12 protein-coding genes are annotated in these 12,176 nt (G+C 68.4%); 5 read left to right on the forward strand and 7 right to left on the reverse strand.

What is annotated here, in order from left to right; translation table 11 throughout:
• Nucleotides 1–55: 55 nt before the first annotated feature.
• The 4 genes from OIE74_RS07880 (at nt 56) to OIE74_RS07895 (ending at nt 2,056) form a co-directional block, all read left to right on the forward strand.
• Nucleotides 56–631 carry a DUF5753 domain-containing protein gene (locus OIE74_RS07880; protein ID WP_329379939.1) on the forward strand — a complete coding sequence of 192 codons (576 nt, stop codon included), beginning with the start codon at nt 56–58 and terminating at the stop codon, nt 629–631.
• Complete coding sequence (locus OIE74_RS07885) at nt 628–831, forward strand: DUF397 domain-containing protein (protein ID WP_329379942.1); 204 nt, start codon at nt 628–630, stop codon at nt 829–831. The genes OIE74_RS07880 and OIE74_RS07885 overlap by 4 nt, the downstream gene beginning before the upstream one ends.
• A gap of 2 nt (nt 832–833) precedes the next feature.
• On the forward strand, nt 834–1,028 hold the full coding sequence (locus OIE74_RS07890) for a DUF397 domain-containing protein (RefSeq protein ID WP_329379945.1): 195 nt from the start codon (nt 834–836) through the stop codon (nt 1,026–1,028).
• Nucleotides 1,029–1,303: 275 nt separating this feature from the next.
• Complete coding sequence (locus OIE74_RS07895; RefSeq protein ID WP_329379948.1) at nt 1,304–2,056, forward strand: IPT/TIG domain-containing protein; 753 nt, start codon at nt 1,304–1,306, stop codon at nt 2,054–2,056.
• 97 nt (nt 2,057–2,153) lie between these two features.
• Here the strand turns inward: OIE74_RS07895 and acnA are convergent, their stop codons facing one another.
• From acnA to OIE74_RS07920, 5 genes are all read right to left on the reverse strand, one after another.
• Complete coding sequence (gene acnA / locus OIE74_RS07900) at nt 2,154–4,868, reverse strand: aconitate hydratase AcnA (protein ID WP_329379951.1); 2,715 nt, start codon at nt 4,866–4,868, stop codon at nt 2,154–2,156.
• 325 nt (nt 4,869–5,193) lie between these two features.
• A complete protein-coding gene (locus tag OIE74_RS07905; RefSeq protein ID WP_329379953.1) occupies nt 5,194–5,652 on the reverse strand; it encodes a peptidase inhibitor family I36 protein in 459 nt (152 codons plus the stop codon).
• A gap of 63 nt (nt 5,653–5,715) precedes the next feature.
• Complete coding sequence (locus OIE74_RS07910) at nt 5,716–6,666, reverse strand: hypothetical protein (protein ID WP_329379956.1); 951 nt, start codon at nt 6,664–6,666, stop codon at nt 5,716–5,718.
• A gap of 93 nt (nt 6,667–6,759) precedes the next feature.
• Nucleotides 6,760–7,749, reverse strand: a complete 990-nt coding sequence (locus OIE74_RS07915; protein ID WP_329379959.1) for a helix-turn-helix domain-containing protein — start codon at nt 7,747–7,749, stop codon at nt 6,760–6,762.
• A gap of 157 nt (nt 7,750–7,906) precedes the next feature.
• Nucleotides 7,907–8,527 (reverse strand): dihydrofolate reductase family protein, encoded by a 621-nt coding sequence (locus OIE74_RS07920; protein ID WP_329379962.1) that lies wholly within the window; start codon nt 8,525–8,527, stop codon nt 7,907–7,909.
• 261 nt (nt 8,528–8,788) lie between these two features.
• Here OIE74_RS07920 and OIE74_RS07925 point away from each other — a divergent pair, with 261 nt between their 5' ends.
• A complete protein-coding gene (locus OIE74_RS07925) occupies nt 8,789–10,318 on the forward strand; it encodes a helix-turn-helix domain-containing protein (RefSeq protein WP_329379965.1) in 1,530 nt (509 codons plus the stop codon).
• 173 nt (nt 10,319–10,491) lie between these two features.
• Here OIE74_RS07925 and OIE74_RS07930 read toward each other — a convergent pair whose 3' ends face one another.
• Both OIE74_RS07930 and OIE74_RS07935 read right to left on the reverse strand, forming a co-directional pair.
• Nucleotides 10,492–11,115, reverse strand: coding sequence for an NADPH-dependent F420 reductase (locus OIE74_RS07930; RefSeq protein ID WP_329379968.1), 624 nt, complete (start codon nt 11,113–11,115; stop codon nt 10,492–10,494).
• Nucleotides 11,116–11,361: 246 nt separating this feature from the next.
• A complete protein-coding gene (locus OIE74_RS07935; protein ID WP_329379970.1) occupies nt 11,362–12,096 on the reverse strand; it encodes an SDR family NAD(P)-dependent oxidoreductase in 735 nt (244 codons plus the stop codon).
• Between the last annotated feature and the right edge of the window lie 80 nt (nt 12,097–12,176).

Here is a 12,176-nt window from a genome sequence, read left to right on the forward strand (position 1 = left end):
CTCGGCAGCGGGGAACACCTGCAACGCCTCGCGAAACTGGCGCGGAGCACGAGCATTGCCGACTACTTCGCGGACGCGGCGGGCCCTGGAGCCGTTGGCCCGGTCGATCTGCGAGTACTCACCGCTGGTCGTCCCAGGGCTGCTTCAGACCGAGACGTACGCACGTGCCATCACCCACGCGTCGCTGCCGCTCGCCCCGCGAGAGGAGGTCGAGGAGTACGTACGCGCCCGGATGGCGCGCCAGCGCATTCTTGATGCGGATACGGCACCGGTGCTCTGGGCAGTTCTGCACGAGGCGGCGCTGCGCGTCCCGCTGGGTGGTCCGGACTGCATGTCCGACCAACTCGGGCACCTGGCCTCGCTGGGGCGGGCCCGGCGGGTGATGGTGCAGGTGGTGCCGTACGCCGCTTCGGCGCACGCCTTCGTGCAGGAGACGTTCCGGCTGATGACCTTCGGCGACGCGCCTGAAGTGGCGTACACCGAGGGCTCGCACACGGGCCAACTCATCGATGAACCGGTGCTGGTGGGCCGGTTCCACTCGTCATACGATCTGGTCAGGGCCGCTGCGTTGTCACCGATGGCATCCCTCGACTGGCTCGAATCGACGGCGAAGGACTACACGACACCATGAGCGCGACAGCCGACATGACCAGCCTCACCTGGCGCAAGTCCTCGTACAGCAACGGCGAAGGGGGCGACTGCGTCGAGGTGGCGGACGGCATTCCGGACGCCGTCCCCGTCCGCGACAGCAAGACCCCCCAGGCCGCCGCACTCGTCTTCCCCGCCCCGGCCTGGACCGCGTTCATCGCCGGCGTCAAAACCGAGAGGTGATCATGCTGGAACCAGCCCCGTATTCATGGCGCAAGTCCTCATACAGCAACGGCGAGGGCGGCAACTGCCTGGAGGTGGCGGACGGCGTCCCCGGGATCATCCCGGTCCGCGACAGCAAGGCGCCCGAAGCCGGGGCGCTCGTGATACCTGCCCCCGTCTGGACCGCGTTCGTCGCGAGCGTCAAGACCGACAGGTAGTCGGAGCCGCCCACGCCGGTGGTACGCCTGGAGGTGCGGTGACCCCGCACGCTCCGCAGAATGACGTATTTACCGTTAAATCCCTTGTGTCGGGCAGGAGATGACTGGGTTACTGATCGTGTCCTAATAGGCGGGCCGCCCATCCCTCCGCGGGAAAGACGGCGGTCGGCCGGGCGCGTGCGGTCGTTTCACGGCGCCGTGGTGCGGGCCCGCTGGAGGCGTGGATTCCATCAGCGAGCGCTGGTGCGGTGGCTCGGATCGAGTCAGGAGACACCATGGCAGTCATCTCCAGCATCACGCCCAGCCAAGGAGCCAGCGGGACGACCGTCACCATCATCGGCACCGGGTTCACCCCGGTCACCGAGGTGACGATCGGAGGCCGCCCGGTTCCCTTCACCATCGTCAACAGCACGACGATCGTCGCCATCGTCCCGACCCTGTGCTGCGGCCAGACCGAGGTGAGAGTGGCCGTGGGGCAGTCGTGGAGCAACGGTGTGCCGTTCTTCTACATCTGCCCGCCGGAGTGCCGGGAGGTGCGGCCCAACTCCGGGCCGGCCGCGGGCGGCACGATCGTCACGATCTACGGCAGTGGGCTGGCGACCGCGACCTCGGTCACCTTCGGTCCGACCCCCGCCACCCTCACCGTGGTGTCGGACAGTCAGCTGAACGTGACATCCCCGGCACACTCCTTCCCGGACTGCACGGAGACGGTGGACATCGTCATCACCACGGCGGGCGGCACCACTTGTGCCGGATGCGGCTGCTGCCGCTTCACGTACTTCAACCCCCCGACGGTCACCAGCATCACCCCCGCCTCCGGCTCGGGCTGCACGAGCATCACCCTCACCGGCACGTGTCTGCTGAACGTCAGTGACGTGACGTTCTCAGGGACGCCGGTGGCCTTCACCAGTATTTCCAGCACGATGCTGACCGTCACCGTGCCCTGCGGGCTCGCCCCGGGCACCTATGACGTCGTGGTCGTCACCCCGGGCGGCTCCACCGCGCCCGTCACGTTCACCGTCCTCTAGAGGGAACCGCACGCGGAACCGCGACCGGAACCGCGCACGCCGAAGGGCCGTACCCCGCGCGAGTCCGACGCGCGGGGTACGGCCCTTCGGGCAGCGCCTACTTGCGGATCAGGCTGCGGAGCACGTACTGCATGATCCCGCCGTTGCGGTAATACTCCGCCTCGCCCGGGGTGTCGATACGGACGACCGCGTCGAACTCCACACCCGTGTCCGTCGTGACCTTGACCGTCGCCGGGGTCGTGCCGTCGTTCAGCGCGGTGACGCCCGTGAAGGTGAAGGTCTCCTCACCCGTCAGGCCGTACGACAGCGCCGACGCGCCCTCCGGGTACTGGAGCGGCAGCACGCCCATGCCGATCAGGTTCGAGCGGTGGATGCGCTCGTACGACTCGGCGATGACGGCCCTGACGCCGAGCAGCGCCGTACCCTTCGCCGCCCAGTCGCGGGACGAGCCCGAGCCGTACTCCTTGCCCGCGAGGACGACCAGCGGGGTGCCGGCCGCCTGGTAGTTCTGCGAGGCGTCGTAGATGAAGGAGACCGGTCCGTCCTGGGCCGTGAAGTCGCGGGTGTAGCCGCCCTCCGTGCCCGGCGCGATCTGGTTGCGCAGGCGGATGTTGGCGAACGTGCCGCGGATCATGACTTCGTGGTTGCCGCGGCGCGAGCCGTACGAGTTGAAGTCACGGCGCTCGACGCCGTGCTCCGTCAGGTACTTGCCCGCCGGGGTGTCCGCCTTGATCGCGCCGGCCGGGGAGATGTGGTCGGTGGTGACCGAGTCGCCCAGCATGGCGAGCACGCGCGCGCCCGTGATGTCGGCGACCGGGGTCGTCTCCATCGTCATGCCCTCGAAGTACGGGGGCTTGCGCACGTACGTGGACTGCGGGTCCCACTCGAAGGTGTTGCCCGTCGGGATCGACAGCGCCTTCCACTGGGCGTCGCCCGCGAAGACGTCCTGGTAGGACTTGTTGAACATGTCCTCGCCGATGGCGGAGGCGACGACCTCGTTGACCTCGGCCTCGGTCGGCCAGATGTCTTCGAGGTGGACGGGCTTGCCGTCCTGGTCCACGCCGATCGCGTCGCGCGTGATGTCCACCTTCATGGAGCCTGCGATCGCGTAGGCCACGACCAGCGGCGGTGACGCCAGGTAGTTCATCTTGACGTCGGGGTTGATCCGGCCCTCGAAGTTACGGTTGCCGGAGAGCACCGCGGCGACGGCCAGGTCGTTCTCGTTGACCGCCTTGGAGATCTCCTCGTCCAGCGGACCCGAGTTGCCGATGCAGGTCGTGCAGCCGTAACCGACCAGGTTGAAGCCGAGCTTGTCCAGGTACGGCGTGAGGTTCGCCTTGTCGAAGTAGTCCGTGACGACCTTCGAGCCCGGCGCCAGGGTCGTCTTGACCCACGGCTTGCGGGTGAGGCCCTTCTCGACGGCCTTCTTGGCGACGAGCGCGGCGGCGACCATCACGTACGGGTTCGAGGTGTTGGTGCAGGAGGTGATCGCGGCGACGGTGACCGCGCCGTGGTCGATCTCGTAGTTCGGTCCATCGGGCGTGACGACGAGGGTCGGGCGGGTCGGCACACCGTCGGAGGAGGCCGGCGAGTCGGAGGCCGGGAAGGACTCCTTGCCCGCCTCCTCGTCGTCCGTCACGTAGTTGCGGACGTCGAGCGCGAACTGCTCCTTGGCGTCGGCCAGCACGATGCGGTCCTGCGGGCGCTTGGGGCCGGCGATGGACGGGACGACTGTGGCGAGGTCGAGCTCCAGCTTCTCGGAGAAGTCGGGCTCGGCGGCCGGGTCGAGCCAGAGGCCCTGCTCCTTCGCGTACGCCTCGACCAGCGCGAGCTGCTGCGCGTCGCGGCCGGTCAGCTTCAGGTACTTGATGGTCTCGGCGTCGATCGGGAAGATCGCCGCGGTCGAGCCGAACTCCGGCGACATGTTGCCGATGGTGGCGCGGTTGGCGAGCGAGGTGGCGCCGACGCCCTCGCCGTAGAACTCCACGAACTTGCCGACGACGCCGTGCTTGCGCAGCATCTCGGTGATCGTGAGCACGAGGTCGGTGGCGGTGGTGCCGGGGGTCAGCTCGCCGGTCAGCTTGAAGCCGACGACGCGCGGGATGAGCATCGAGACGGGCTGGCCGAGCATCGCGGCCTCGGCCTCGATACCGCCGACGCCCCAGCCCAGCACACCGAGGCCGTTGACCATGGTGGTGTGCGAGTCGGTGCCGACGAGGGTGTCCGGGTACGCCTGGCCGCCCCGGACCATGACGGTACGGGCCAGGTGCTCGATGTTGACCTGGTGGACGATGCCGGTGCCGGGCGGGACGACCTTGAACTCGTCGAACGCGGTCTGGCCCCAGCGCAGGAACTGGTAACGCTCCTTGTTGCGGCCGTACTCCAGCTCCACGTTCTGCGCGAACGACTCCGGCGTACCGAACTTGTCGGCGATGACGGAGTGGTCGATGACCAGCTCGGCCGGGGCCAGCGGGTTGATCTTCGCGGGGTCGCCACCGAGCTCCTTGACGGCCTCACGCATGGTGGCGAGGTCGACGACGCAGGGCACGCCCGTGAAGTCCTGCATGATCACGCGGGCCGGGGTGAACTGGATCTCCTGGCTCGGCTGCGCCTGGGAGTCCCACCCGCCGATCGAACGGATGTGGTCGGCGGTGATGTTCGCGCCGTCCTCGGTGCGGAGCAGGTTCTCCAGCAGCACCTTCAGGCTGTAAGGGAGGCGCGCTGAGCCCTCGACCTTGTCCAGCCTGAAGATCTCGTACGACTCGTCGCCCACGCGCAGCGTGCTGCGGGCGTCGAAGCTGTTCGCCGACACGACAGTCTCCTTCATGAATGTGCGCGTACTACCGCGCCGCGACGCATGTGCGGCTGACGCCGCGCGGTGCCGCCAACGGGCTGCTCGCCGATCCGCTAAGGTAAGGCTTAGTTAGGTTGGCCTTACTGCCTGGCGGCTGCGGTACGCCTTCGGCAGATATCTCGATGTCGAGATAACTCTAGTACATGACCGCTGCGAGGTCATGCCCGGGAGCCATGTGTCCGCGCCTTCCTTTCCCGGCCGGAGCACGGCCGGCGGCCCGGGTGTCCCGGGCCGCCGGTTTCGTGCCGGCGTGGCGTGGCGTGTCAGGCCGGAACGGGGTGTGTCACGTCAGCACGCCGGAACCCGAGCAGGAGGCCGCCGTCACCCACTGGTGCGAGGTGATGCGGTCGTTGACCCCGTAACCGTTGTGGAAGCGGTTGTCGGTCACGTCGTCGGCGTACAGCTCCTCCGGGTACAGGCAGGTGTGGCCGCCCTTGTAGTCGATGTCCTCGTAGAACTTGACGATGTCCCTGCCGCCCAGGAAGCCGCGGTTCATGACGGAGGTCGCCTTGTCGGTGGCGGACGCTCCCCAGTAGGTGCTGTTTCCGGCGGTGCGGATCAGCAGGGTGCCCTGGCAGTCCAGGTTCTGCCAGGCGTACATGTTGCCGTCGCGCGGGCCCCACTTGTCGTTGCAGCCGGGGCCGGCGACGGTGCTCCCGGTCGCGTGGGCGGTGGTGGCCGGTGCGGCGATGCCCAGGGCGGTGAGGCCGGTGAGCGCTGCCGCGACGATGAATTTACGCATGGTGGATTCCCCTCGTTGGTGATGCGGTGATGGTGTGCTGCGGTGCTGGTGGTGCCTTGGTGGTCAGGTGCGCTCCGGGACGACGCGCACCGCCCGGTCGTACGCGCGGCGGCCGAGGTGCCGGTAGGTGTCGACCGCCTCGCCGAACCGGTCGCGCAGGCGGTCCTGGTAGTACGTCTCCCGGGCCTTGGCCACGGCCCGCAGGGAGGTCTCGCGGGCGCAGGTCGCGTCCGCGACGGCGGTCCTCCGTTCGGCGGCGAACGCCTCGTCGGCTCGGGTCACGCCCAGCCGGCCGGTGTTGACCCTGATGGCGTCGCGCGCCGCCTGGGGGTCCTCGTAGGGCTGCCCGGCGCTCTTCATGCACCGGGCCCAGGCCCGTACCGAAGCGGCGAGCCGGCGGTCCTTCATGAGCTCTGCGGCGTAGAGCGAGTTGAGGCCCATGGCGGTCTTGCTCGTACGGAACCATTCGGCCGGGTCGCCGTACAGCTCGCGCTCGGCCTCCTCCGTACAGCCGCCGAGGAGCTTGCGGATCTCCCCGCCGCCGGGCAGCTTCGCCACGAGCATGCGGGCGGTGTCGCCGCCGTCGAGCGCGATGTCGAACGCGGCGCGCCGGGTGGCCGAAAGCCCTTGCCGGTAGGTGCCGTTGGGGTTGGCCTCGTGGATACGCCCGCCCTTGGCGTCGATCCGGCTCCCGTACCCGTGGGTGCGGGCCCACGCCACGTCGTCCTGGACGTAGCGCACCGGGCGGCTCTCCCGGAGCGTCAGGCTCCGGTCCTCCCAGTAGGTGAAGCCGTGCCGGTTCATGCACCGGCTCATCAGGCGCTGCTTCGCGTCGGCGACGCGCAACTCCTGCTGCCAGGTCAGCGCGGGGGGCCGGGAGCGCGGGCGTTGGCCGTCCTCGGCCGCCCGGACGCCGTCACCGCCCGCGTAGGCGATCGTCGCCACCGCAGCGGTCGCCGCGACCGCGCACAGTGAGACGACCGTACGGCTGCGTACCCCCGGTACTCCCGGCACGGGAGAACCCCCCCTCGATCGGGCCTCGTTCCTTCCTCGACGAGGGTGCACGCGACGGCGGGGTGCTGTCGTTACGGGTGCGCGTACACCTCTTTAGTGAGCGCGCACAGTCGGGACGGTCGCGCACTGCGCGCGGTACTGGCGCGGCGGGACGCCGTACGCGGCCCGGAACGCCTGGCTGAAATGCGCGGGGCTGGTGAACCCCCAGCGCGCAGCGATCGCGTTGATCGGACTGGCGGCCAGCCGGGGGTCGGCGAGGTCGCGCCGGCACTGCTCCAGACGGCGCTCGCGGACCCATCCGGCGACGGTGTGGCCGTCCTGCTGGAACAGCTTGTGCAGATACCGCAGGGAGATGTGGTGCGCGGCGGCGATCGTGTCCGGGGTCAGCCGCGCGTCACCCAGGTTGTCCCGGATGAAGGCGTGGATCCGGGCCATGAGCGCTCGCCGCCTGCTGTGGGGCGGCACCGCGTTCCCGGCGTCCAGCGCGTCGGCCAGCGCCGCGATGAGCACGTCGAGCGTCAGGGTGGTCAGCCGGGCTGCGTCGGAGGGGCTGAGTTCGTCGAGGTGCCGGGCGAGTTGGAGCATGAACTGTGAGGTCAGCGCACCGATGCCGCGGGCTCCTGGAATACGGGTCGCGCTCAGGCTCCGCAGTTCGCGGGGCGGCAGTGGCAGGAACGAGCGCGGGAAGCCCAGAAGCAGCAGCCGGCTCACCGAAATATGCTCCTGGAACTCGGCTTGGTAGGGGCGTGATGTGTCGAAGAGGACCAGGTCGCCCACTCCGAACTCCGTGCACCGGCCGTCCTGCGCCACCCTGCCACCACCCCGCTCGACGCAGACCAGCTTGAATGTCTCGGGGTCGGACTGGCGGATGTGCTTGGGCGTGCGGTGGACCGTATGCCGCGTGCTGGTCATCAGCGCCGCCTGCACCGGGCCGAACTCGGTGACACCGACGTCGGCCTCGAAGTCGTTCTCCAACTCCCGCTCGCAGCCCAGTTCGTAGGGCACCCAGAGCTTCGAACTCACTTCACGCCAGAAGGCCAGTCGTTCTCCCGCCGCTACTCCGGCGGTGCTGAGCACGTCCATGACTCACCACGATGTTGTCGCTGTGGAGGGTGATTCTGTCGTTCTACCGTTCCGGGGGCCGCGAAAGCGAGGGGTTTGTGCCGAAGTAGGAGATCGTGTCGGAGCGGACCGGAGGCGCGAACCCGGCGCTTTCGGCCCTCCACCGCCTGGCCGCCCGCTACTTGAGGATCCGGTACTTGAGGTGGGTGGCGCCGGGGGTGTCGACCACGCGGACCGGTTCGAGGTCGTGCGAGCCGAGACCGAGGTTGTCGAAGAGCCTCAGACCGGCGCCGAGCAGCACGGGGATCACATGCAGTTGGAGCTCGTCGACGAGGCGGGCCTTCAGATACTGCTGGACCGTGTCGGCGCCGCCCGCGATGTCGACGTTACGGCCGCCGGCCGCGGCCTTGGCCTGGTCGAGCGCGCTGTGGATGCCGTCGGTGACGAAGGTGAAGGTCGTGCCGCCCTCCTTGAGGAGGGTGGGCGCGGGCCGGTTGGTCAGGACGAAGACCGGGGCGCGGAAGGGCGGGTTGTCGCCCCAGAACTCCACCCCGGAGTCGTACATGAGCCGCCCCATGACGACGGCGCCGGTCGCCTCGAACCACTCGCGCATGATCTCGGAGTCCTGGTCGTCCTCACCGCCGCCGATGCCGGCGCGCTCACGCCAGCTGGACTGGGCGTGGATCCAGCCGCCGATCCGGTCGGCGCCGTGGCCTCCGGGGTTGGCGACGCTGTGTTCGGTGCCGGCGATGTAGCCGTCGAGCGACATGGTCATGTCGGCGGTGACGGTGACCGTCATGGAGGTGCTCCTTCAACTTTTCCGGAGTTGCGCTTCTTCATATGGGCCTGTCATGAAGACGTCGATCGGCGGACGCCGAATTCGACATCGGTCCCGCACGGCCGTACCTCACTCGCCGAAACGCGCGACCCGGGCCATGATGGTCCACGAGACGTGTTCACGACGTGCGTGCGCGCGCCTCGCGCGCACGGTCCCCGTCGGCTCGCACGAATGGCGTACCTCAACAACGCCCTCATCTCACATATGAGATAGCCTGTCGCCATGGCAGACGACTACCTCGTACGTATCGGCAAGCTCATCCGTGACGCCCGTCAGCACAGAGGCTGGACACAGACCCAGCTTGCGGATGCGCTGGCCACCAGTCAGAGCGCCGTGAACCGCATCGAGCGCGGCAACCAGAACATCAGCCTTGAGATGATCGCGCGCATCGGTGAGGCGCTCGACAGCGAGATCGTTTCCCTCGGATACGCCGGGCCGATGCACCTGCGGGTCGTCGGCGGGCGCCGGCTCTCCGGCTCCATCGACGTCAAGACGAGCAAGAACGCCTGCGTGGCGCTGCTCTGCGGTTCGCTGCTCAACAAGGGGCGTACGGTCCTGCGGCGGGTGGCGCGTATCGAGGAGGTCTACCGGCTCCTCGAAGTGCTCAACTCCATCGGTGTACGCACCCGCTGGATCAACGACGGCATGGATCTGGAGATCGTGCCGCCGGCGGAGCTGGACATGGCCGCCATGGACGCGGAGGCCGCGCGCCGTACCCGCTCGATCATCATGTTCCTCGGTCCGCTGCTGCACCGCATGGACAACTTCCTGCTGCCGTACGCGGGCGGCTGCGACCTCGGTACGCGCACCATCGAGCCGCACATGATCGCGCTGCGCCGCTTCGGCCTGGACATCACCGCGACGGAGGGGCTGTACCACGCGGTGGTCGACCGCGCGACGTCGCCGGACCGGCCCATCGTGCTGACCGAGCGCGGCGACACGGTCACCGAGAACGCGCTGCTGGCCGCCGCGCGGCACGACGGCGTCACCGTCATCCGTAACGCGTCATCGAACTACATGGTGCAGGACCTCTGCTTCTTCCTGGACGCGCTCGGGGTACGGGTCGAGGGCGTCGGCACCACCACGCTCACCGTGCACGGCGTGCCGAGCATCGACACCGATGTGGACTACTCCCCCTCCGAGGACCCGGTCGAGGCGATGAGCCTGATCGCCGCGGCGGTGGTCACCGAGTCCGAGCTGACGATCCGCCGGGTGCCGATCGAGTTCCTGGAGATCGAGCTCGCGGTGCTGGAGGAGATGGGCCTGGACCACGACCGTACGCCGGAGTACCCGGCGGACAACGGCCGTACCCGGCTGGTGGATCTGACCGTACGCCCCTCGAAGCTGGAGGCGCCGATCGACAAGATCCACCCGATGCCGTTCCCGGGCCTGAACATCGACAACGTCCCGTTCTTCGCGGCCATCGCCGCCGTCGCCCAGGGCAAGACCCTCATCCACGACTGGGTCTACGACAACCGCGCGATCTATCTGACGGACCTCAACCGCCTCGGCGGCCGGCTCCAACTCCTCGACCCCCACCGGGTCCTGGTGGAGGGCCCGACCCGCTGGCGCGCGGCGGAGATGATGTGCCCGCCGGCACTGCGGCCCGCGGTGGTCGTACTGCTGGCGATGATGGCGGCGGAGGGCACGTCGGTGCTGCGCAACGTCTATGTGATCAACCGGGGTTACGAGGACCTGGCGGAGCGGCTGAACTCGGTGGGGGCGCAGATCGAGATCTTCCGCGACATCTGATACGAGGACGCCGCCGCACCCCTCCCTGACCTGCTGCTCAGCGGGTCAGGGAGGGGTGCGGCGGCATCTCTGGGACTTCTCTGGGACTTGGGCCCACGGTGGGCTACGAGCCACGCTCCACAGGCTCTGCCGGTGCACGGCGCCCTGTTCACCGACTGCTCGGCCGCGGGAGCTCAGCCGGTAAATTCGTTGACGCCGAGGGCGAAGTCCCAGTGGCCAACCCCGTTGCCGGCGAGGCTCACCGTGACCACGCCCATTCCTTCCAGCCAGTGCGCCATTTTCAGGCCGCCGACGTCCAGCGGGCGCAGCCCGAGGCTCTCGATGAATGCCGCCACGCCCGCCTTGGCCTGCGCATTGTCGCCGGCGATGAAGACGTTGGGCCGGCCCTTCTCCAGGACATTACGGAAAATGGTGTTGAATGCCTTCACCACGCTGGCACTGGCCGGGGCCACCTTGGCAACTTCCCGCGCGATCGAGGTCTCCTCGCTGTGGGCCAGTCCGTCGAACGTGGCGTTGAAGGGGTTGCTGATGTCGACGATGACCTTGCCCGCGAGGGCGTCTCCGTACTCGGCGACGACCGGAACGACACCGTCGTACAACAGGGCCGTGATGACGATGTCCCCGGCCGGGACGGCGCCCCACTTGCCCGTCGTCGCGCCGCCGCCCAGAGCCTTGGCCAGGTCATCGGCCTTGGACTGATCGCGTCCCATGACCTCGACGGTGTTGCCGCCCGCCACCGCGAGCGTGCCGATGGTACGGGCCATGTTCCCCGTACCGATGAGGGTAATGCCGCTCATGAGGTGTGCTCTCTTCCTGTTCTCGAGGTGTCGCTCTGTCTCGTTCGTGCCGGGTCAGGCGCAGGGCGTCGGCCGCGACGTTTCCGGGCCAACTGCCGCGCTTTTCCCGGCACCTCCGGCTCGTCAGCACGCGAATTCGGCGCCGGCGCGACACTTCGGCGTGTTGCGGATGCCCGCGTTCGAGATCAGTTCGTTGTGGCGACCGGGTTGTTGTGGGGTGTGCCCGCGGCATTCCTGGTGTGTGGTTCAGATGGCGGTGGTGCCGCCGTCGGTGACCAGTTCCAGGCCGTTGACGTAGCTGGAGTCGTCGGAGGCGAGGAACAGGGCGACGGTGGCGATTTCTTCGGGGCGGCCCATCTTTCCGCGGGGGATGAGGGACTCGAATGCGGACTTGCTTGCCTCGTCGAACAGTTCCTCCTGTTTGGCGGTGGCGACCTGGCCGGGGGTCAGGACGTTGACCCGGATCTTGCGGTCGCCCAGTTCGTTGAGCCAGACGCGGGCCCAGGCCTGCTGGACGGCTTTGCTTCCCGCGTAGAGGCTCCAGCCGGGGAAGGCGCCGAGAGAGGCGTTGGATCCGGTCATGAAGATCGAGCCGTTGTCGTTGATCAGCGGCAGTGCCTTCTGCACGGTGAACAGGGTGCCGCGCGCGTTGAGCCAGAAGGCGCGGTGGAACTGTTCCTCCGTGATCTCGCCGAGGACGGCGGGTTCGCCCATCCCGGCGCTGGCCCACAGCACGTCGATCGAGCCCTTTTCCCGCTTGACGGTGTCGTACAAGCGGTCCAGGTCGTCCAGTTCGGCCGCGTCCCCCTGGACGGCGGTGACGTTGCGGCCGATCAGCTTGACGGCGTCGTCCAGTGCTTCCCGGCGCCGGGCCTGGATGAAGACGTGCGCCCCTTCCTCGACGAACAGTTTGGCGCCGGCCAGTGCCATGCCGGTGGACCCGCCGGTGATCACCGCTACCTTGCCATCGAGCTTTCCCACGATCACTCCATTGAACTGATGGGTATCCGAAAAAGTGTGCTCATTCTGGGCCTGGGCCCGGCTATCAAGTTCCGATGTCG

This window comes from Streptomyces sp. NBC_01716 (genome assembly GCF_036248275.1).
Classification (GTDB): Bacteria; Actinomycetota; Actinomycetes; order Streptomycetales; family Streptomycetaceae; genus Streptomyces.